Annotated in this window: 17 protein-coding genes; 4 read left to right on the plus strand and 13 right to left on the minus strand. The window is 62.8% G+C overall.

Annotated elements, in window-relative coordinates; genetic code table 11:
• Nucleotides 1–22: 22 nt before the first annotated feature.
• A complete protein-coding gene (locus D9V28_RS13510) occupies nt 23–1036 on the plus strand; it encodes a ketopantoate reductase family protein (RefSeq protein WP_121660279.1) in 1014 nt (337 codons plus the stop codon).
• Between the two features lie 3 nt (nt 1037–1039).
• Here D9V28_RS13510 and D9V28_RS13515 read toward each other — a convergent pair whose 3' ends face one another.
• The gene (locus D9V28_RS13515; protein WP_121660280.1) at nt 1040–1714 is read right to left on the minus strand and encodes a nucleoside/nucleotide kinase family protein; all 675 of its coding nucleotides are present in this window, start codon (nt 1712–1714) and stop codon (nt 1040–1042) included.
• Nucleotides 1715–1757: 43 nt separating this feature from the next.
• On the opposite strand from D9V28_RS13515, the gene D9V28_RS13520 reads away from it, so the two are divergent.
• On the plus strand, nt 1758–2633 hold the full coding sequence (locus tag D9V28_RS13520; RefSeq protein ID WP_121660281.1) for an HhH-GPD family protein: 876 nt from the start codon (nt 1758–1760) through the stop codon (nt 2631–2633).
• Nucleotides 2634–2668: 35 nt separating this feature from the next.
• Here D9V28_RS13520 and rbfA read toward each other — a convergent pair whose 3' ends face one another.
• The 8 genes from rbfA to D9V28_RS13560 all read right to left on the minus strand — a co-directional run bounded on the left by rbfA (nt 2669) and on the right by D9V28_RS13560 (nt 12021).
• Entirely contained in the window at nt 2669–3106 is a 438-nt protein-coding gene (gene rbfA / locus D9V28_RS13525; RefSeq protein WP_121660282.1) for a 30S ribosome-binding factor RbfA, read from the minus strand.
• Nucleotides 3107–3209: 103 nt separating this feature from the next.
• The gene (gene infB / locus D9V28_RS13530) at nt 3210–5999 is read right to left on the minus strand and encodes a translation initiation factor IF-2 (RefSeq protein WP_121660283.1); all 2790 of its coding nucleotides are present in this window, start codon (nt 5997–5999) and stop codon (nt 3210–3212) included.
• Between the two features lie 83 nt (nt 6000–6082).
• A complete protein-coding gene (locus tag D9V28_RS13535) occupies nt 6083–6343 on the minus strand; it encodes a YlxR family protein (protein ID WP_121660284.1) in 261 nt (86 codons plus the stop codon).
• A gap of 40 nt (nt 6344–6383) precedes the next feature.
• Entirely contained in the window at nt 6384–7370 is a 987-nt protein-coding gene (gene nusA, locus D9V28_RS13540; protein ID WP_121660285.1) for a transcription termination factor NusA, read from the minus strand.
• Between the two features lie 193 nt (nt 7371–7563).
• Nucleotides 7564–9330 carry a proline--tRNA ligase gene (locus tag D9V28_RS13545; protein WP_121660286.1) on the minus strand — a complete coding sequence of 589 codons (1767 nt, stop codon included), beginning with the start codon at nt 9328–9330 and terminating at the stop codon, nt 7564–7566.
• 43 nt (nt 9331–9373) lie between these two features.
• Nucleotides 9374–10528 (minus strand): flavodoxin-dependent (E)-4-hydroxy-3-methylbut-2-enyl-diphosphate synthase, encoded by a 1155-nt coding sequence (gene ispG, locus D9V28_RS13550; RefSeq protein ID WP_183086538.1) that lies wholly within the window; start codon nt 10526–10528, stop codon nt 9374–9376.
• Nucleotides 10529–10596: 68 nt separating this feature from the next.
• On the minus strand, nt 10597–11238 hold the full coding sequence (locus tag D9V28_RS13555; protein WP_183086539.1) for a CoA transferase subunit B: 642 nt from the start codon (nt 11236–11238) through the stop codon (nt 10597–10599).
• Between the two features lie 3 nt (nt 11239–11241).
• The gene (locus D9V28_RS13560; protein WP_121660288.1) at nt 11242–12021 is read right to left on the minus strand and encodes a CoA transferase subunit A; all 780 of its coding nucleotides are present in this window, start codon (nt 12019–12021) and stop codon (nt 11242–11244) included.
• 270 nt (nt 12022–12291) lie between these two features.
• On the opposite strand from D9V28_RS13560, the gene D9V28_RS13565 reads away from it, so the two are divergent.
• On the plus strand, nt 12292–13476 hold the full coding sequence (locus D9V28_RS13565; RefSeq protein ID WP_121660289.1) for an acetyl-CoA C-acetyltransferase: 1185 nt from the start codon (nt 12292–12294) through the stop codon (nt 13474–13476).
• A 30-nt stretch (nt 13477–13506) separates the two neighbouring features.
• Here D9V28_RS13565 and D9V28_RS13570 read toward each other — a convergent pair whose 3' ends face one another.
• The 4 genes from D9V28_RS13570 to D9V28_RS13585 all read right to left on the minus strand — a co-directional run bounded on the left by D9V28_RS13570 (nt 13507) and on the right by D9V28_RS13585 (nt 19958).
• Complete coding sequence (locus D9V28_RS13570) at nt 13507–14082, minus strand: P-loop NTPase family protein (protein ID WP_220700509.1); 576 nt, start codon at nt 14080–14082, stop codon at nt 13507–13509.
• A 274-nt stretch (nt 14083–14356) separates the two neighbouring features.
• On the minus strand, nt 14357–16990 hold the full coding sequence (locus D9V28_RS13575; RefSeq protein ID WP_183086540.1) for an HNH endonuclease signature motif containing protein: 2634 nt from the start codon (nt 16988–16990) through the stop codon (nt 14357–14359).
• A gap of 96 nt (nt 16991–17086) precedes the next feature.
• Entirely contained in the window at nt 17087–17632 is a 546-nt protein-coding gene (locus D9V28_RS13580) for a hypothetical protein (protein WP_147441015.1), read from the minus strand.
• A gap of 274 nt (nt 17633–17906) precedes the next feature.
• Complete coding sequence (locus tag D9V28_RS13585; protein ID WP_229728105.1) at nt 17907–19958, minus strand: prolyl oligopeptidase family serine peptidase; 2052 nt, start codon at nt 19956–19958, stop codon at nt 17907–17909.
• A 79-nt stretch (nt 19959–20037) separates the two neighbouring features.
• Between D9V28_RS13585 and D9V28_RS13590 the strand changes: the two genes are divergently transcribed.
• Complete coding sequence (locus D9V28_RS13590) at nt 20038–21426, plus strand: pyridoxal phosphate-dependent decarboxylase family protein (protein ID WP_121660293.1); 1389 nt, start codon at nt 20038–20040, stop codon at nt 21424–21426.

Below are 21426 nucleotides of genomic sequence, written 5' to 3' on the forward strand. Positions count from 1 at the left end.
TGCCGCGCCGTAGGCTGGGGGCATGCGTGTTGCGGTCATCGGAGCTGGAGCCCTCGGTTCGACTTTCGCGGCACTTCTCGACCGGGCTGGGCACGAGGTGACCCTTGTCGCCCGGGGCGAGCAGCTGAAGGCTGTGCGTGAACACGGCATTCGGCTCGGCGGTGGCTTCGGCGACTGGCGAACGACGCGACTGGTCGCTGTGCCGCGTCTTGAGGCTGGCAGCCGGGTCGATCTGGTGCTGTTCGCTGTGAAGGCGCAGGACACCGCTGCGGCCCTGGACGAGCACGGAGACACGATCGGCGGAGCGCCGGTCCTTGTCATCCAGAACGGGCTCGAGGGTGTGGACACGGTCTCCTCGGCGTTGCCGGACTCCTCGTGTATCGGAGCGTTGTCGATCGTCGCCGCGTCATACCTCGAGCCGGGCTCTGTCACAGTGACCACACCGGCGACGACATACATTGGAAGGGGCACAGGGTCGCCAGACGCCGAAGTGCGAAAGCTCGAGGCGGAACTCGGTGAGGCGCTGAAGCTGTCAGCGATCGGCAACTTCGTCGGCGCCCAGTGGACGAAGCTTCTCGTCAATCAGCTCAACGCGCTGCCTGCGATAACAGGGGAAAGTGTTCAGGCGGTGATTGCCGACCGGCCTCTGCGAAGAATCATGGCGAGGAGCATGCGCGAGACCGTCCGTACGGGAATTGCCGCAGGCATCCGTTTTGGATCGCTGCAGGGTCTCGGCAACCTGCGACTTCGGTTCTTTGCCCTGCTGCCAGTCACGCTTGGGCAGGCGCTTCCTCTGCTCTTCGCCCTGCGCATGGGATCGGTACCCAACCCGGGGTCGACGCTGCAGTCGCTCAAGCGGGGCCAGCGTACGGAGATCGATTTTCTCAACGGTGCTGTTGTGCGCCAGGCTCGGTCGCTCGGACGGACGGCGCCTGTGAACGAAACGCTGACTGAGCTGGTGCACAAAGTGGAGGAGTCGGGGGTGTTTCTCACCCCGGGGGATGTTGGCCACGCGGTGGAAACCGCTCGGCACTGACCGTCAGCAGCTGTCGAGGAACACCCGCAGAGGGTGCGCTTCGTCCTCGTTGGTGATCACAGCGGATGCTCGAGTGCGAGGACCCGATTCGCGCTGGTAGAGCTCCTGGCCACCGACGTATCTGGCGTTCGATGGCGCGAACGGGTCGGCGTCGACACCGAGCGACGAGCTCAATCGTGAGTATGCCTCCGCGGCGGTGACGTCGAGCCACAGGGAGTAGTGCCAGAGTCCGCGAAGCTCCGGGCGATGCAGGAAGACACCGTCGACGATGAGGGTGGCGTCCTTGGGCCCTGTGACCCAACGCAGCTCTTCGCCGGTGTCGCGTTTTTCGTCGAAGCCGACGAGCTGGAAGCCTGTGCTCCCCGCCATTCGGAACGGCTCAATGAGTGCCCGACGAAACAGTGAATAGTCGAACGAGTCTGAGTAGTATCCCTCTGGCGAGTTTCTCCCGCGCGCGTAGCGCTCCTCGCGTGGTCGGTGGAAGTCGTCGATCGACGCCCGGAACACGGCTCGGTCGTCTTCGGCGAACACCTCGGCGAGGCCGTCCGCGAAGGCTGCTGTCCCAGATCCGCTGATACCGTCGACAGCGACGATCGTTCGGCCGACGCCGTAGTTGTGGGTGATTTCGCTTCTCACTTCACGCAACAATTCCACCCGTGGAGTAGTGACAAGTCTCATGTGTGAAGACTACCCGCGCCAGAGCGCATACGCTGGGAAACGTATGTCTCACAGCCCTGACCTTTCCACGCGGATCATCAACTGGTTCGCGGAGAACCGCCGCGACCTGCCCTGGCGTGAACCCGGCTTTCCGGCATGGGGCACGCTCGTTTCTGAGTTCATGCTGCAGCAGACACCGGTCGCTCGGGTGATCCCGCGGCTGGCTGAGTGGCTCGAGCGCTGGCCGACTCCCGCAGCGCTCGCGAGTGTTCCGTCCGGTGAGGCCGTGCGGGCCTGGGCAAACCTGGGTTATCCGAGGCGTGCGCTCTGGTTGCATGCCGCGGCGGTGCAGATCACCGAACGCCACGGTGGTGTCGTTCCGCACGATGTCGATGACCTCCTCGCCCTCACAGGGGTCGGCGACTACACAGCACGGGCGGTTGCTGCTTTCGCCTATGGCCACAGGCATCCGGTCGTCGATACAAACACTCGGCGGGTGATCGCGCGTGCCGTGAACGGCAACGCAGAGCCTGCTCCCCCGTCGAATGCCCGCGACCTGGCAGCGATGGAGAGCCTCCTCCCGACCGGCTCAGACGACGCACACACGTTCAACGCCGGAATGATGGAGCTCGGCGCGATCGTTTGCACGGCTAGGTCACCGCGGTGCGATGCCTGCCCGATCGCCGACCTGTGCGCGTGGCGGCTCTCCGGTTATCCCGAGTACCTGGGCAAGCGCAAAGCGGTGCAAAAAAAGTACGAGGGCAGCGATCGGCACGTTCGTGGGCTGATCATGGCCGAGTTGCGTGCGGCGCACGTTCCGGTGACCACTGTCGAGATTGAAACCCTATGGTCGGATGCCACGCAGCGCGACCGCGCTTTGGCAGGCCTGGTATCCGATGGCTTGGCCGTCTACGAAGAAACGGGCTATGTACTGCCCTGAGGCGGCACACAGCCCGTTTCTTGCAGAACTGAGATCTACTCGTCGTCGTTGATAACCCGTGGTTTGACGTACGGGTCAGCATCGCCGGCGTATGTCGCGTTGGACTTGAGCGCTTCGATGGACTCGTCGCGTTCGCGTGCCTGAGCGAGGAGCTCGTCGAGGTGCTTGGCGTTCTCCGGAAGCGCGTCGTGAATGAACTCGAGGCTCGGTGTGAGCCGGGCTGTGATGTTCTTTCCGACTTCGCTTCGCAGCATTCCCTTTGCGGCCTCAAGCGCGGCTGCAGAGTCTGCCCGTTCCTCGTCCGAACCGTAGACCGTGTAGAACACGCTGGCGTGCTGCAGGTCTCCGGTGACGCGGACATCGGTGATCGTGACAAAGCCCAACCGGGGGTCACGCATTCCACGCTCGATGCGTTTGGCGATGACTTCCTGGATGCGGTCGGCCAGTTTACGTGCTCTTGGGTTTTCGCCCATGATCTTCTCCTTCAGCCAGGGACTCGGTCGAGCCGATGGCAAATTCAGAACAGGGAGCCGGAAGCGGCAGCCTCATTGTGAGACTGCCGCAACCGACGAGAGCCTAAACGCGCGGCTTCTCTTTCATCTCTGTGGTCTCGATCTCGTCCCCGATCTGGATGTCGTTGAACTTGCCGAGGCCGATACCAGCCTCGAAGTCCGTCCGAACCTCGGTGACGTCGTCCTTGAAACGACGCAGCGACTCGATGGCCAGGTTGTCGCCGAGCACGACACCGTCGCGGATAACGCGAGCCTTCGCGTTCCTCGTGATGGTTCCCGAGCGCACGATAACACCGGCGATGTTGCCGAACTTGGAGGAGCGGAACACCTCGCGGATCTCGGCCACACCGGACTGGACTTCTTCGTACTCGGGCTTGAGCATGCCGGTGAGGCTTGCTTCCACATCGTCGATCGCGTTGTAGATGACCGAGTAGAACCGAATGTCGACACCCTCGCGAGCGGCACGTTCCCGAGCCTTCGGGTCGGGGCGCACGTTGAAGCCGATGATGATCGCGTTGTCGATGGTCGCCAGGTTGACGTCCGACTCGGTGATCGCACCGACACCACGGTGAATGATGCGCAGCTGGACGCTGTCGTCGATCTCAATCTTGAGCAGCGATTCTTCGAGTGCCTCAACGGCGCCGGAGACGTCACCCTTGATGATGAGGTTGAGCGATTCGACTTTGCCCTCTTCGAGTGCACGGGTGAAGTCCTCAAGGCTGATGCGCTTGCGGGACTTGGCCAGCTGGGCGTTGCGCTCAGCAGCTTCACGCTTCTCGGCGATCTGGCGGGCCGTGCGGTCATCGTCTGTGACCAGGAACGTGTCACCGGCGCGAGGCACCGATGAAAGTCCCTGAACCTGGACTGGGCGTGACGGCGTAGCGAACTCGACGGCGTCGCCGTTCTCGTCTGCCATTGCACGGACACGTCCGTATGCGGTACCGGCGACGATGGGGTCTCCGACCTTGAGCGTTCCCGACTGGATGAGCACTGTCGCAACAGCACCGCGACCCTTGTCGAGCTTCGCCTCGATGGCGACACCGCGTGCGTCCTTGTTCGGGTTGGCGCGCATGTCGAGGCCGGCGTCAGCGGTCAACAGCACAGCGTCAAGGAGTTCCTTGATGTTGATGTTGTTGCGTGCCGACACGTCGACGAACATGACGTCTCCACCGTATTCTTCGGCGACGAGTCCGTATTCGGTGAGCTGCTGGCGCACCTTCTGCGGGTTGGCGTCTTCCTTGTCGATCTTGTTCACCGCAACGACGATCGGCACGTTTGCTGCCTGAGCGTGGTTGAGTGCCTCAATCGTCTGGGGCATGATGCCGTCGTCCGCCGCGACCACGAGGATCGCGATGTCGGTGACCTGCGCACCACGGGCACGCATGGCGGTGAACGCCTCGTGACCCGGTGTGTCGATGAAGGTGATGGCGCGTTCGACGCCTTCGTGCTCTGCGACGACCTGGTATGCACCGATGTGCTGGGTGATGCCACCGGCTTCGCCTGCGACGACGTTCGCGTTGCGGATCGCGTCGAGGAGTCGGGTCTTACCGTGGTCGACGTGTCCCATGACCGTGACGACGGGCGGGCGGATTTCAAGTTCCTCGTCCGTTTCGTCTGCGAGTTCCTGATCGAGGTCGATCGAGAAGCCTTCGAGAAGCTCACGATCCTCTTCCTCAGGAGAAACGATGAGGATGCGGTAGCCGAGCTCTTCACCGAGGATGCCGAACGTGGCCTCATCGAGCGACTCGGTTGCTGTCGCCATTTCACCGAGGTGGAACAGAACAGTGACCAGGTTTCCCGGGCTGGCGTCGATCTTGTCGGCGAAGTCCGAGATGGATGCTCCACGACGAAGACGCACGATTGTGGTGCCGTCACCGCGGGGAACACTCACGCCACCAAGCGACGGGGCTTCCCTGAGTTCGAATTCCTGCCTCTTGGCCCGCTTCGACTTACGGGACTTGCTCTTGCCGCCACCGCGACCGAATGCACCTGCCGTTCCACCGCCTGGTCCGCGACCACGACCGCCGCCGCCTGCTGGACGGTTCGGGCCGAAGTTCGAGCCGGGAGTTCCAGGAGCGCCACCGGGGCGCTGGAAGCCGCCACCGGCCGGAGCACCCGGACGCTGGAAGCCGCCACCTGCGGGGCGAGCCCCACCTGGGCGCTGGAATCCGCCAGGACGCTGTCCGGCACCAGCCGGACGCGGAGCGCCTGGACGAGGTGAACCCGGACGGGGTGCCTGTGGGCGAGGAATGTTGCTGGGGGTCGGGCGCTGGCCCATTCCCTGTGCGCTCGCGAACGGGTTGTTACCCGGGCGAGGCGTTGCAGGTCGCTGACCCATTCCCTGAGCGCTTGCGAATGGGTTGTTACCCGGTCGCGGTGCACCTGGACGCGGGCCGCCTGGTGATGCTGGCTTCTCGGCTGAAGCGGGAGTTGCTGCCGCTTCAGCTGCCGGAGCCTGAGTTGCAGGTGCTTCTGCTGCGGGGGCCGGTGTTGCAGCGGGAGCTGCTGGACCGGGTGCCGGAGCAGCAGCTGTCGGCTTCTCAGCTGCCGCAGGAGCGGGAGCAGGAGCCGGAGCTTCGACCTTCGGCGCGGGGGCCGGAGCCGGTGCTGGTGCCGGAGTCGGGCGTGACCCGGGTTTTGCAGCGCTCTTGGCAGCGGGTGCCTTTGCCGTGTCAGTGGAGGGCTTGGCGCCATCCGCTTCGAGGGCAGCACGAAGCTTGCGCGCTACGGGGGGTTCAATTGTTGATGAGGGCGATTTTACAAATTCGCCCAGTTCCTTCAGTTTCGCAAGGGCTACCTTGCTGTCGACACCGAGCTCGGAAGCGATCTCGTGTACGCGTGGTTTTCCAGCCACTATTCTCCTGTCTGGGTCCACCCAGACAGGGCGGACCTTTATTTGCGGACGGGTCTCATTTCGAGCCGCTCATTAGTTGTCCATTAGCCGTTCAGCCTGTTCTCTCGTACTGAATTTTCAAGTGCTGCCGTGTCGAGGGGTCTCGGCTCACGAAGTGCGCGCCCGAAGGCCCGCCGCTTCACTGCGAGTTGGTAACACTGGATTTGCGGATGCAGCCACGCGCCTCGGCCTGGCAGTGACGTGGTGGTGTCCACCACGAGCTGTGTGTTCCTGGCCACGATCCTCACGAGGGAGGACCTATCGGCACGCACGCGGCATCCGACGCACGTTCTAACGGGTTCCATCCTAGCACTCCCCAATTCGAAGGTCTTCGGGAGCGACCGGTCAGTCTTCGAGGATCGAATCCGGCTGAATGTCGATCTTCGCTCCGGTGAGCTTTGCGGCCAGTCGGGCGTTCTGCCCTTCCTTGCCGATCGCGAGCGACAACTGGTAGTCGGGCACGAGGGCGCGAACAGCCTTCGTAGCCTCGTCGATCATGAATGTGCTTGTGACCTTTGCAGGCGAGAGCGCATTCGCGACGAACGTTGCAAGGTTCGGTGAGTAGTCAACGATGTCGATCTTCTCCGAGCCGAGCTCTTCGGTGACGGCGCGCACACGACGTCCGAGTTCACCGATGCACGCACCCTTGGCGTTGACGCTCGGGTCTGTCGCGCGAACGGCGATCTTGGTACGGTGTCCTGCCTCGCGGGCGAGGGACACGATCTCGACGACACCGGATGCGATTTCGGGCACCTCGAGTGCGAAAAGTTTGCGTACAAGCGAGGGGTGGGTGCGCGAGACGGTGATCTGCGGGCCCTTCATGCCGCGAGCGACACTGGTTACGTACACACGAACACGGGCGCCGTGCTTGTACTCTTCGCCCGGAACCTGCTCCTCGGGAGGCATGATCGCCTCGATGGTTCCGAGGTCGACGTGGATCATGCGCGGGTTTGGGCCCTGCTGCACAACACCGGCGACGATGTCACCCTCGCGGCCCTTGAACTCGCCGAGGATGGCGTCGTCTGCGAGGTCGCGCAGTCGCTGGTTGATGACCTGCTTTGCAGCAAAGGCGGCGATACGACCGAAGTCTTCCGGAGTCGACTCTGCCTCACCGATGACATTGCCCTCGTCGTCAGTTTCCGGAACCAGGACGGCAACGTGACCCGTCTTGCGGTTCAGCTCGACGCGAACTTCTGGTTCGGCCTCGCCCGGAACGGTCTGGCTCTTCAGGTAAGCGGTGCGGATGGCTTGTTCAATGATGCCGATGAGCTCGTCGAGGGGGATTTCCTTCTCCCGCTCCATCATCTTCAGCACGTTGAGATCGATGTCCACCGGGGTACTCCTCTATTCAGCTGCCACCGCCACTTCTGCACTGGCGGATCGATCTACTAACTTACCCGACCTCACAGACATCCGTCACCACCGGGAGCCCACAGTTCCGAAAGCTGGCGTCATCACAGACGCCTCACACATGAGAACCCCGGTCAGAGTTCCCTCTGACCGGGGTTTCAATCCGAATGTGTTGTTATCCCCTGAGCCGGGAGGCGGCATCCGCTATGGCGACCGGGGTTCGTTCGTTGCTCCGTCGGTCCCAGAGCTCAACGACGCCATCGGCGACGCCGCGCCCGACGATGACGATCTTCGGGATGCCGATGAGTTCGGCGTCACCGAACTTCACTCCGGGTGACACCTTGGGGCGGTCGTCGAAGAGCACGTCAAAACCGGCAGCCTCAAGGTCGGCGACGACGGTCTCAGCCGCATCGAAGACGGCGGGGTCTTTACCGGTCGCGACGACGTGAACGTCGAACGGGGCGACCGTCTCCGGCCAGATCAGGCCGTTGTCGTCGTTGTTGAGTTCGGCGATGATCGCGAGGATTCGGGTGACACCGATGCCGTACGAGCCCATGGTGACCGTGACGAGCTTGCCGTTTTCGTCGAGAACCTTGAGTCCGAGCGATTCGGCATACTTACGTCCGAGCTGGAAGACGTGACCGATCTCCATACCGCGAGCCAGTTCAACAGGCCCCGAGCCGTCAGGTGCGGGGTCTCCTGCGCGAACGTCAGCAACCTCGGCCACGCCGTCTCCGACGAAGTCGCGACCGGCGACGAGACCGAAGACGTGCTTGCCATCCACGTTGGCGCCGGTGATCCAACTGGTTCCCGCGACGACGCGAGGATCAAGAAGATAACGGATGCCTGTGGCCGATTTCTCGCCAAGCACAGGTCCATTTTCACTCCACGGCCCGATGTATCCCTTGACGAGTCCTGGGTGCTTAGCGAAATCAGCTTCTGTCGCCGCTTCAATTTCAGCCGGAGCAAAGGCAACCTCTGCGCGTTTGAGGTCAACGTCACGGTCGCCAGGAAGACCGACGATCACCAGTTCGCGGGTGCCGTCGAGGTGTTTGAGCGCCAGAACGACGTTCTTCAGCGTGTCCGCCGCCGTCCACGCTTCCCCGTTCGAACGCGGGTGCTCAGCGTTGGCAACGTCGACGAGCGTCTGGATCGTCGGGGTGTTCGGGGTGTCGAACACTTCGGCGGCGGCGAGACCCTCGATGTCAAGTGTGGGTGGAACGAGAGTGGTCCACGCCTCAACGTTCGCTTCGTAACCACCGGCTGAGCGCACGAAGGTGTCTTCACCGACAGGGGTCGGGTGAAGGAACTCTTCGCTTCGCGAGCCACCCATCGCGCCGGCGTCTGCCTTCACGATCGCGTACTCCAGGCCGAGGCGCGTGAAGATGCGTTCGTAGGCGTCGCGCTGGCTCATGTAGCTGGCGTCGAGACCGGCGTCCGTGTAGTCGAACGAGTACGCGTCCTTCATAGTGAATTCACGGCCGCGCAGGAGCCCGGCACGGGGCCGAGCCTCGTCGCGGTACTTGTCCTGGATCTGATAGATCGACAGGGGAAGATCCTTGTACGACGAGTACAGGTCCTTGACGAGCAGGGTGAACACTTCCTCGTGGGTGGGCGCAAGAAGCATGTCGCTGCCCTTACGGTCCTTCAGACGGAAGAGCCCGTCGCCGTACTCGTCCCAGCGTCCGGTGACCTCGTAGGGCTCACGCGGGAGGAGAGCAGGGAAGTGAACTTCGTGTGCACCGGCGCGGGTCATTTCCTCGCGGATGATCTGTTCGATCTTGCCCTTGACCTTGAGGCCGAGCGGGAGCCACGCAAAGACGCCTGGCGCCTGGCGTCGGATGTATCCGGCCCGGACGAGAAGGCGGTGACTGATCACCTCGGCATCTGACGGGTCTTCGCGGAGAGTTTTGAGGAAATAGTTAGTTAGCCGAGTTACCACCCGTCCATGCTAGTCCTCGGCCGGGAGCCGCCAGGAACCGGTGTTAGCTGACGCTGACCGTGGGTGAGCCGATGCTGGTCTCGCTTGCCGGCATTTCGGCCGCAATACGGTTGGCTTCTTCGATCAGTGTTGCGACGATTTCCGACTCTGGGACCGTTTTGATGACCTGTCCCTTGACGAAGATCTGGCCCTTGCCGTTTCCTGAGGCGACTCCGAGGTCTGCTTCGCGCGCCTCGCCTGGTCCGTTGACGACACAACCCATCACGGCGACGCGGAGCGGGACCGTCATGCCCTCGAGCCCGTCGGTGACATCGTTGGCCAGTTTGTAGACGTCAACCTGGGCGCGGCCGCAGCTCGGGCAGGAGACGATTTCCAGCTTGCGCTCACGGAGGTTGAGCGATTGCAGGATCTGGAGTCCGACCTTGATTTCCTCGGCGGGAGGCGCACTCAGCGAGACACGGATCGTGTCGCCGATGCCCTCGGAGAGGAGGATGCCGAACGCCGTTGCACTCTTGATCGTTCCCTGGAACGCAGGGCCAGCCTCGGTGACTCCGAGGTGCAGCGGCCAGTCGCCGCGTTCAGCGAGCAGACGGTACGCCTTCACCATGACCACCGGGTCATTGTGCTTGACCGAGATCTTGAAGTCGTGGAAGTCGTGCTCTTCGAAAAGGCTGGCTTCCCAGACGGCACTCTCAACGAGGGCTTCGGGGGTCGCCTTGCCGTATTTCTGCAGAAGGCGGGGGTCGAGCGATCCAGCGTTGACACCGATGCGCAGTGAGACGTCTGCAGCTTTGGCTCGGCGAGCGATCTCACCGATCTGGTCGTCGAACTTGCGGATGTTGCCCGGGTTCACGCGCACGGCAGCGCAGCCGGCGTCGATGGCTGCGTAAACGTAGTTCGGCTGGAAGTGAATGTCGGCGATGACCGGGATCTGGCTCTTCTTCGCGATGATCGGAAGCGCTTCCGCATCGTCGCGGCTGGGCACTGCAACGCGCACGATGTCGCAACCGGATGCTGTCAGCTCGGCGATCTGCTGAAGGGTCGCGTTGATATTGGTGGTTGGCGTTGTCGTCATGGACTGAACGCTGACCTGGGCGTCACCACCGACGAGGACTTTGCCTACCTTGATCTGACGGGACTTGCGTCGCGGAGCGAGGATCTCGGGGACCTTGGGCATTCCCAAATTAACTGCTGGCACCGTGCCATCCTACGCCGGGCCTGCTGAACGGCAGCCGATTGGCGATCGTCCGAAAGATGGATTCCACGTTAATCCCGAATTGCAACGGTCAACGGCGGTTCGGTTGCTGCGATGACCTCATCGACTGTCACCCCGGGTGCCGTCTCCACGAGGACGAGCCCGTGGTCGGTCACGTCGATGACCGCGAGGTCGGTGATGATCCGGTCGACAACACCCCGTCCTGTGAGTGGGAGTGAGCAATCGTTCACGATCTTTGCGCTGCCGTCTCGCGCAACGTGCTCCATGAGGACGATAACTCGACCTGCCCCGTGCACCAGGTCCATTGCACCACCCGGACCCTTGACGACCTTGCCAGGGATCATCCAGTTGGCGAGATCTCCACGAGCGGACACTTGCATGGCACCGAGGATGGCGGCGTCGATTTTGCCGCCGCGGATCATGGCGAAGCTCAGCGCCGAGTCGAAGAAAGCGGTTCCCGGAAGCGTTGTCACCGTTTCCTTGCCCGCGTTGATCAGGTCTGGGTCGACGGCGTCTTCCGTTGGGTACGGGCCGACACCGAGGATTCCGTTCTCAGACTGGAGCGTCACGGTGATCGATTCGGGCACGTAGTTCGGCACGAGGGTAGGAAGGCCAATGCCAAGGTTCACGTAAGCGCCGTCCTCGAGTTCAAGAGCGGCGCGCGCGGCCATCTGGTTGCGTGTGAGGGCCATGGCTTAGGCACCTTCCGACTGGCGAACGGTGCGTCGTTCGATGCGTTTTTCGATGTTCGTTCCGACTTCAAGCACCCGGTGAACGAATACGCCGGGCAGGTGGACCGCGTCGGGGTCGATCTCACCTGGCTCGACGAGTTCCTCGACCTGCGCAATGCAGATTTCGCCGGCCATCGCGGCAAGGGGCGAGAAGTTTCTTGCGGACTTGTCAAAGACAAGATTGCCGTGCCTGTCGCCCTTTTTCGCGTGAACAAGCGAGAAATCGGTGGTGATTGCTTCCTCGAGGACGAAGGGCTTGTCGTGACCACGCACCGAGAAGGTCTGCACGGTTTTCGGTTGCGAGGCGATGGCCACTCCCCCGCTGCCGTCGTATCGGCGGGGTAGTCCGCCTTCCGCAACCTGGGTGCCGACTCCGGTCTGGGTGAAGAATGCGGCGATGCCCGATCCTCCTGCGCGGAGCTTTTCGGCAAGGGTGCCTTGCGGCGTAAGTTCGACCTCGAGTTCCCCTGACAGGAACTGACGCTCAAATTCCTTGTTCTCGCCGACGTAGGACGAGGTCATTTTGCGAATGCGTCGATGAGCCAGAAGGATGCCGAGCCCCCAGTCGTCGACTCCGCAGTTGTTGCTGACGATTGAGAGGTCGTCGCTCCCGAGCTCGAGCAGAGCTTCAATGAGAATCATCGGGTTACCGCAGAGTCCGAAGCCGCCAACGGCCAGCGATGATCCGCTTCGAATGTCTGCCACCGCCTCCGCCGCGGTCGACACTGTCTTGTCCATCGTCATCGTGCACCTCCGTCGCTGCCCGCGCCGCTTCACTGCGGCTGATGTGGCTGGTGGCCCGTGAAGGACGATCAGCCAGTTGTACCAACCTATCGGGTTCACCGAGCCATCGATCGTGGTCGGCGGCCCGGCGTTGCGGCGCAGTCGTCATGACTCGATCCGCGCATGCATGAGTGCCGCCGAACCGCTCTGAGAGCAAAATCGTGGCAAGCTGGAAGAGCATCATCACCGCGCGTGCAGTGCCGCGGCCAGCGACAAAGGAGTCGGTAGTACATGAGCCAGAACGACGTAGTAATTCTTGCGGGAGCACGGACACCACAGGGCCGCCTTCTGGGTCAGCTTGCGGGGTTCAGTGCTGTTGAGCTCGGCACGATCGCCCTGAAGGCCGCAATTGAGCGCTCGGGGATCAATGTCGCCGATGTGGACTCGGTGATCTTCGGCCAGGTGCTCCAGGCGGGCGCAGGCCAGAATCCCGCACGGCAAACGTCTCGGGCGGCGGGTATCGGCTGGGATGTTCCCGCTGTGACCGTCAACAAGGTGTGCCTGTCTGGGATTCAAGCGGTGATCGACGCGGCTCGTCTTATTCGTTGTGGCGAGGCATCCGTTGTCGTTGCTGGAGGTCAGGAGTCGATGACAAATGCGCCTCACGTGCTGCCGTCTTCGCGGGGAGGCTACAAGTATGGCGAAGTCACGCTGATCGACACGGCCGCGTTTGACGGTCTGACCGATGCATTCGACGGTGACTCGATGGGCGTTTCGACCGAGCGCCATAACGGTCCGCTGAAAATCGATCGGGAACAGCAGGACAGGGTCGCTCTTGATTCACATACCCGGGCCGCTCAAGCACAGACCAGTGGAATCTTCGACGAGGAAATCACGCCTGTCGAGGTGCCGTCACGGCGGGGTGCACCCACGATCCTCCGCACCGACGAGGGTGTTCGGGGGGAATCGACACTCGAATCACTTGGCGCGTTGCGCCCAGCGTTCGACAAGGACGGCACGATCACCGCTGGCAATTCATCTCCGCTCAGTGATGGTGCGTGTGCGCTTGTGCTTGCCAGTCGTTCGTATGCCGAAGAGCATGAGCTGAGCTGGCTTGCTGTGGTCGGTGCGTCTGGTTCGGTTGCGGGGCCCGATAACTCGCTGCATTCGCAGCCGTCTCGAGCGATAGCGGATGCTGTCGCGAAAGCCGGTTGGAAGGCATCAGATCTCGATGTGATTGAGATCAACGAAGCGTTTGCTGCGGTGAGTGTGCAGTCGATGCGTGATCTCGAGCTCGATGCCGAGAAGGTCAACATTCACGGAGGAGCGATTGCGCTTGGGCATCCCATCGGGGCGTCCGGAGCTCGGCTCATTTTGCATGCGGCGCTGGAGCTGTCGCGTCGAGGTTCCGGCAAGGCAGCAGCGGCACTGTGCGGTGGCGGCGGTCAGGGCGACGCGCTGCTGCTTTCGCTCTAGCGTTTACGGACGCTGTCGGACTGGCCGATCTCAGAGCGGTTGTGCCAGGGTGTCGAACAACGGGCCGGCGAGCCATTCCTCGACCTCGCGCTGTGACTGTAGCCGAACCACAATCAGGTGCGGCTGCCTGGCCTCGAGGGTTGGTACGAGATGACGGTACTTGTGCCGAGTCTGAAATCCCCAGCGCACGATGTGTTCAGAGTTCGTGAAGAACGTGTTTAGAGGCGGCTCGACGTTGCCGTTCCACAGCTCCTCGCGCGCATATCGTCGCCGGATGGTGCGCCGAAGCAATCGTGGAAGTGTGACGCGCGCGAATGGCAGATCCAGCCAAACGAGCAGGTCGGCTCTTTCGAACAGCAAAGGGCGTGCTGAGCCGTATTGCCACTCGGTCGTCCAGGTGTCGGTTGCGATAAATGAGCGGACGTCAGCGAGGAAGTCTGGTCGAGGTGTCCAATTCGGTCCATGAAAAAGCGCGTCGAGCTCGACGTGGGTGCTGTTGAGCAGTTCGGCGATTCGCTTTGCGAGAGTGGTCTTGCCGGTTCCCGATACGCCAGCGACCAGAATTCTTCGAGGCGGTCGAGGCAGAGGATCACGGGAGTTGAGCACCCACCGAGTTTAGGTATTGCACCGTACGCGTGCGCGTTCTTACCTCTCGGTGGCGCCATTCCCCTGCCGGCGTTCATCCGGAGGCGCCACACTGATGGAATAAGGACACGATGTGACGGTTGGCGCATTGGCACGATGTGACGGTTGGCGCATCGGCACGACGTGGTTGGCGCATTGGCACGACGTGACGGTTGGCGCATTGGCACGATGTGACGGTTGGCGCATTGGCACGATGTGACGGTTTGAACAAGGGAAAGATGTGGCATAGCGCTCCCTAGAACGGTGGCGTGTTCGGGTCCACGGGGCCTGCCGGGTCAACACCGTCCTGATTGCTGTCGCTGTCGCCGTCGCCGCGGCCGTTGCTGTGCGTGTCGTTCTTCTTTTTCAGTCGTTCGACGAATTGTTTGTAGATGTCTTGGCGGCGGGCTTCGTCTTCGGCGGCTTGGGACAGCGGTTTGCCTGTCGTGCTCGATGCGCCGGTCGCGCTCGATGCACCGGTCGTGCTCGATGCACCGGTCGTGCCCGTCTTTCTCGATGCGTCGGTCGCGCCGGTCGCGCTCGCGTCACCCGTCGGGTCCGGGGTGGTGTCCGGGTCAAAGCCCGTTGGGCGTGCCTTCGCGGGTGGGACGGGCCCTCGGACCGGATTTTCTGGGTGGGTGAGGTAGCTGCGGCCTTGGGGTGAGGTCCATTCCAGAACCCCGTCACCGAGTTGTTGGACGTGCCAGTCGGTTTCGTGTTTCATTTTGTGGTGCTTCGGGCAGAGGCTGGCGAGGTTGTCGAAGTCGGTGCCACCGCCGGTGCTGAACGGGTCGGTGTGATCGATATCGCAGGTCACGGCTTTGCGGGTGCAGCCGGGGAATCGGCAGTAACCGTCGCGGTAGCGGAGGAACCGTTTCATCGCGTTCGACGGTTTGTACTTTGTTTGCCCTAACGACAGTGCGACCCCGTTTTCGGGATGGGTCAGGATTCGGCTGAACTCCGGCGCCTGGGAGGCCAGGTCGCGGGCGGTTGCCGGGTCGATCGGCCCGTACCCGTCCAGGTTGCCGGGTTCATCACTTCTGCCGAGCAGGGTTAGTACCGGGACGGTGATCATCACGGTTGGCACGATCTTCCTGAAGGCTTCGACCGGGTCCGCGCCGGGACCGGTGCACCGGATCCGGTACACACCCGGCACCACGACAGACCCGGTGCGTCGCATCTTCGCCGTCGTCGTGATTCCCGTGATTCCCTTGGTCGCCGTGTCGATCGGCGCATTCACATCCGTGCCAACGCCACTACCGGTCCAGGTGTCGAGGTCTGTGTTGGTGTCGTGTGGGGGTTCGGTGGTGTAGCGGTAGGTGCCCAGTCCGGTGCCGAAGATTCGGGTGCCGGTCGGGTCGGCGGTGCCGGTCGGGTCGGGTGTGGAGAACTCGCCGGTGAAGGATTCGAACATCGCCCCGACGACCACATCAGCATCCAGTTGGGACAGGGTGCGCGGGTCGACCGGTGACTGTAACCGCATGGACTGTGCTCGGATGGTGGAGAACAACGCTTCGGCGAGGGGTGCGGTGGTGAACAGGCTGATCCATGCCATCCCGTCCGCCGCCGGCAGAATTTCCACCCGGCGGTCGCGCACCGATTTGATGCACCGGTCGACGGCGGAGTCCGGGTGTAACCGTTCCCGCAGCATCCGGGTCTTCTGCCGAAATCTCGCCACGGTCATCGTTTTCGCGAACGGTAACGCTGTTTCTTCCAGTTCGGCGGCGGCGGCGTCGGACAGGGTCGAGCTTTGATCGACAAGTTGCTGGGCGTGCCGGTAACTGATCTCCCCTTCCCGGAGAGCTTGCAGGGTGAGTGGTAGTCGGTGCATCAACGCGGCGCTGTCTTCGATCAGACCGGTCGCGGTGCGCTCCGACACCCGCAACGTGCAGGCCAGTTCGGAGACGAAGGACCGCAACGCCAAATCCTGACGCTGCGAGGCGGTGCGGGGGTGCTCGGTCGGGGTGATGCCTTCCTCGTCCGTGAGGGCGAGGGTCCTCGCCCGGTCAATGAACTCGACCTTCCACGCCGCCTGTTTTGCCTCGAGCTTCTCGACCTCAGCGACCGCGTCGATCAGGGTGCTGCAGACATCCGCGACCCGGGCGTACTCCGTCGGCGGCGCCGGAGGCGACGGGGGTGGTTCGACAGCCCAATCCTCACCGACGTCGTCAGGGTTCGGATCCGGCGGCACATCGGCCTCCCAACCCGGACCAGGCTCACAGTCGGGAGTGTCGGGATCGAAAGGGTCGGGCCCGCAATCGTCGAGCTCGCACCCGTCCGACTCGGAATCCTCGAAAGGCACACACTCCCAACGCGGATCTCCCATGCCTGGCGCCGGTGGAAGATCGATCGCTTCAGGGAACGGATCAACCTGAGCATCATCGTCTGCGCGGAGTGCGGGGTCGGGAACGAAATCACCACCGAAATCAGGATCAAAATTAACCCGGGGAAACAGCTCGATACCGCGATCAGGATCAGGATAAGCAACGCCAACAGCATAAGCACGAGCAGCAGCGTCAGCCGCGTCAGCAGCATCGGCAGCGGCAGCGGCGTCGGCAGCAGTAGCGGCAGCGGCATCAGAGGCGACAGTGGCATTGGCTACTGCAGCCGCGGCGTCAGCAGCGGCAACGGCAACGGCGACGGAAGCGGCGGCTGCGGTAACCGCGTCGTCGTCGGCTGATGCAGGTGCGGGTGAAGATGCATCGTCAGGGGCAGGTGCGGGCGAAGTCGCATCGACAGTTGGAGGTGCCGGCGCAGATGGATGTTCGTGTAGTGGCTTCGCAGACGCATCTCCACCGCCATCAATCGCAGCGCCCGGGCGGACGATGTCAGCCTCAGGTGGATCGTGGTTCTCGTCGCCGGAGGGCCCGACTTCCCTGTCGTTTTCCATACCTCAATTCAACACCCCACCACCGACACTCATTCTAATCTGACGAGAAGATGTGGAAAGAAAAACCGAATCTGTGTCCGATGAGTGAACAGGGCTTCAGCGAATGTCGATCTCCACAGGACCCGCTTCCATAGGACCGCCACACTGCGCACTCCCACCGACGCGCTTCCAATCGAGCGTCAGCGAGGTCTCGCCCGCCACCATTCCATCGACGCGATAGGCCGTTACGACTACATCGTCTGGAACACCAAACGGCATCTCAACCGACCAGGAGTTGTCATTCACCTTCGTCGCGAAATAGAGCACCTCCACACGCGTCGGCATCGGTGACGGCTCCACCTGCTGCTCCGTGCGTGGGTCTACCTGCTGCTCCGCGGGCGACTTCGCCTGCTGCTCCGCGAGTTGCTCCGCGAGCTGATCAGGCTCAATCACTTCGAGAGGGGCTTCTTCGACCGGCGTCAGATCCAGTCTCGGTGCAGAACAGGTGCCATCGTCATCACACAACCGCACCTCGACAACATCGTCAGCGTTCCCACCCAGCTCGATTTTCACCGAACTGATGTAGCCGACCGCCGGACACGCAAAACCAAAACCGCCGAAGCCCCCACCGCCACCACAGCCGGTCAGGGCAAGACAGAGCACAGCAGCCGAGATCAGCCGTCTCGCCCGTGCCTGTCCACTCATGATTCGACCGTGCCACAGCAGCGCCCATGGCCGCACCACCCGCCACTGATCTGTTGCCGATTGGTTATCTGAGGCCACAAGCCAGGGCAGCGTCCTGAGCCGACCGCTTGCGCATTACCCAAACCCAACCGCTCAGCTCGGGTCCATCGCAGCGCCCTGACCCAACAGCTCAGCCTGGATCCAGAGCCAGCGCCCTAACCCAACCGCTCAGCCTGGGTCCAGAGCGAGTGCCCTAACCCAACCGCTCAGCCAGGAAGCGGTACGCCAACGCCGACATGTGCGCCGCCTGAGCGTTCGTCGCCGCTCCCCCGTGCCCACCCTCAATGTTCTCGAAGTAGGTCACATCCTTGCCCGCGTCGATCATCCGCGCCGCGAGCTTGCGAGCATGACCGGGATGTACCCGATCGTCACGCGTCGATGTGGTGAACAGCACAGGCGGATACTCCCGCTTCGGATCGAACAGGTGATACGGCGAAAAGGTTCGCAAAAACTCCCAGTCGGCCGGATCGTCCGGATCGCCATACTCCGCAATCCACGACGCACCAGCAAGCAGATACGAATACCGCTTCATATCGAGCAACGGCACCTGAATGATCACAGCACCAAACAGCTCCGGATACTGCGCGAGCATGTTTCCGGTGAGCAGACCGCCGTTCGATCCACCCTGAATTCCCAAATGCGAAGCGGATGTCACGCCACGCGTAACGAGATCGCGAGCGACTGCAGCGAAATCCTCAAATGCCCGATGCCGATTCTCCCTGAGCGCCGCCTGGTGCCAGATCGGCCCATACTCTCCACCACCGCGGATATTGGCAACAACATAGACACCACCCTGCTTCAGCCACGCCAAACCGAGCGAACCCGAATAACCGGGCGTAAGCGAGACCTCAAACCCGCCATAGCCATACAGGAGTGTGCGCGCTGTGCCGTCGAACGGCAGGTCCTCCCTGCGCACAACGAAGTACGGAACACGAGTGCCGTCATCCGACCGGGCAAAGTACTGCTCGATGGTGAGACCAGCCGCATCAAAAAACGCCGGCTGGCTCTTGAGCTCCTCGGGTTGCCCGGCCGCCGCGCCGACCGCTGCTCCGACCACCGCTAGGGACAGGGTGGTCGGCGTGAGATAGTCGGTCGCGATCAGCCAGACCAGGTCACTCTCGTCGGTGTCGACCGCAGCGACCTGAACCGTACCAAATTCGGGAGCGCCAGCGAATTCGTTTCGCTGCCACGTGGCATCCGCTCGCTCTAAGACGTGGATACGACTCTTCACGTCCTCAAGAACTGTGATCACCAGGTGGTTGCGCGTCCACGTCGCACCGGCAAGGGAGGTCGTCGGCGTCGGCTCGAACACCACCTCGACCCTCCGGTCACCGGCAACAAAGGCATCAAAATTGGCCGAGAGGAGCGATCCGGCCGCATATGTTGCGCCGTTCAGTTCCCAGTCGTTCCGCAGCTCGATGAGGAGCCATTCGCGAGAGAACCCGATTTCAGCGGATGCCGGCACATCGATTTTCGTCAGCGTCCCGTCGACGTCGACCCACGTGTCAGACGTGTAGAAGGTGGTCGCCCGATGGACGAAGTCACGGAGATACCCCGGTGTGTGACTGCGGAACGCACCGACCGAAACGTCAGTCGTCTTCCCCTCGAAAACCACCTCGGCAGAGTCGATCGGTGTGCCCCTCCTCCACCGCTTCGCGATACGAGGGTAACCGGAGGAGGTCGCTGACCCCTCACCCTGAGCAGAGCACAGGTAGACGGTGTCGTCATCGATCCAGCCGAGGCTCCCCTTCGACTCGGGCCGGAAGAACCCGCCGTCCTCCGGTTCGACAAAGCTCAAGGTCTCCAGGTCAAACTCACGTGTCACATCGGCATCTGACCCACCGTGTGAGAGGTCAATGAGTGCTTTGCGGTATCCCGGTCGCAACACAGAGGCACCGTGCCACACCCAGTTTTCTCCCTCGGCAGCGTTGAGCGCATCGAGATCGAGCACCGTCTGCCACTCGGGGTCGACCGCGCGGTATTGCTCAAGCGTCGTCCGCCGCCACAGTCCACGCTCGTGCTCGGCGTCTCGCCAGAAGTTGTAGTAGAACTCGCCGATCTTCTGCACCATGGGAATCTTCGCGTCAGAGTCGAGGACCGAAAGCACCGCCGCCTCGGTTTGAGCGAACTCAGGCGTTGCCGCAAGGGTGGCTTCGGTGACCGCATTTCGAGCGCGTACCCAGTCGAGAGCGGCTCCCCCGTCCACATTCTCGAGCCAGGAATACGGATCGGGGGCTTCAGTCACGGATCCCAGCCTAAACGGACCTGGACCACCGTCGATGGAGGGCTGTTGCTCTCCCACGTGACGGGTCTACCCTCGGAGCGTGGCAGCGAATCCGGACGCCTATCGCGAACCGCTCGACCGTGCACTGATGCACACACGTGAGTGGCTCGACTCTATGCCGACGCGCCAGGTCCGGCCACGCCAGAGTGCCGACGAGGTTGCCGAGCACTTCTCGGTTCCGCTGCCAGACGGGCCGACCGATCCGGCCGACGTGGTTGACGAACTGGCAACATTTGCCGAACCAGGCCTCATGGCCATGCCATCCGGCCGCTTCTTCGGTTGGGTGATCGGCGGCACCCTGCCAGCGGCACTGGCATCGGACTGGCTCGTCAGCGCCTGGGACCAAAACAGCGCCCTGCGCTACGCCTCACCGTCAACCGCTGCCATCGAACAGGCAGCAGGCGACTGGCTGCTCGACCTGCTCGGTCTCCCAACCGGCTGCGACGTCGGCTTCACCACAGGCGCGACCATGGCGAACTTCGTCGGCCTCGCCGCCGGCCGCACGGCGGTCCTCGATGCGGCCGGGTGGAACCTAGACGCCGACGGGCTCTCCGGATCCCCGCGCATCACAGTTCTCGTCGGTGAGGAGCGTCACGCGTCCCTCGACCTCGCTCTTCGTTATCTGGGACTCGGAACCCCGACAGCGGTGGCTGCGGACAGTCAGGGCCGTCTCTCCGAATCGGCGCTGACGGATGCCCTCGGTCAGGTTGACGGTCCGACAATCGTCTGCCTGCAGGCAGGCAACCTGCACTCGGGTGCATTCGACCCGCTGCGGGAAACTATTCGGCGAGCGCACGAACACGGCGCCTGGGTGCACGTCGACGGCGCATTCGGGCTGTGGGCCGCCGCGAGCCCCAGGTACAGGGATCGGCTCGACGGCATCGAGACAGCCGATTCCTGGGCAACCGACGCCCATAAGACGCTCAACGTGCCATACGACTGTGGAATCGCCATCATTGCCCGCCCCGAGGTGTCCAGACCAACCTTCGGAGTACACACCGACTACCTCATCCACGACAGCACAGGACCTGGCGATCCGTGGGAGAAGGTGCCTGAGTTGTCGCGTCGGGCTCGCGGCGTTCCGGTCTGGGCCGCCCTGCGGTCCCTTGGCCGTTCAGGCACCATCGACCTGGTCGAACGGCTCGTCGACACCGCACAACAACTCGCAACCGGCCTCGCGCCCATACCGGGTGTTGAGGTTGTGAACGATGTCGTCTTCACCCAGGTCTGTCTTGCCTTCGGTTCGGACGAGCTCACCCGCAAGGTGACTCAGCAACTCATCTCGGACGGCACCGTCTGGATGTCCGGTTCACACTGGCAGGGCCGTGACATCCTGCGCATCTCGGTGAGCAACTGGTCGACGGACGCAGCCGACATCCGCACCTCGATCGAGGCCGTCCGGCACGCACTCGAGGTCGCGATGTCCTAG

Origin of the sequence: Mycetocola zhadangensis, assembly GCF_003668565.1 — a bacterium.
Classification (GTDB): domain Bacteria; phylum Actinomycetota; class Actinomycetes; order Actinomycetales; family Microbacteriaceae; genus Mycetocola_A; species Mycetocola_A zhadangensis.

Coding starts and splice junctions, on each gene's coding strand:
- D9V28_RS13510 (WP_121660279.1), top strand. CDS start 23: ATGCGTGTTGCGGTCATCGGAGCTGGAGCCCTCGGTTCGACTTTCGCG.
- D9V28_RS13515 (WP_121660280.1), bottom strand. CDS start 1,714: ATGAGACTTGTCACTACTCCACGGGTGGAATTGTTGCGTGAAGTGAGA.
- D9V28_RS13555 (WP_183086539.1), bottom strand. CDS start 11,238: ATGGCCCTCACACGCAACCAGATGGCCGCGCGCGCCGCTCTTGAACTC.
- D9V28_RS13575 (WP_183086540.1), bottom strand. CDS start 16,990: ATGGAAAACGACAGGGAAGTCGGGCCCTCCGGCGACGAGAACCACGAT.
- D9V28_RS13565 (WP_121660289.1), top strand. CDS start 12,292: ATGAGCCAGAACGACGTAGTAATTCTTGCGGGAGCACGGACACCACAG.
- D9V28_RS13560 (WP_121660288.1), bottom strand. CDS start 12,021: ATGACGATGGACAAGACAGTGTCGACCGCGGCGGAGGCGGTGGCAGAC.
- D9V28_RS13520 (WP_121660281.1), top strand. CDS start 1,758: ATGTCTCACAGCCCTGACCTTTCCACGCGGATCATCAACTGGTTCGCG.
- rbfA (WP_121660282.1), bottom strand. CDS start 3,106: ATGGGCGAAAACCCAAGAGCACGTAAACTGGCCGACCGCATCCAGGAA.
- D9V28_RS13535 (WP_121660284.1), bottom strand. CDS start 6,343: ATGGAACCCGTTAGAACGTGCGTCGGATGCCGCGTGCGTGCCGATAGG.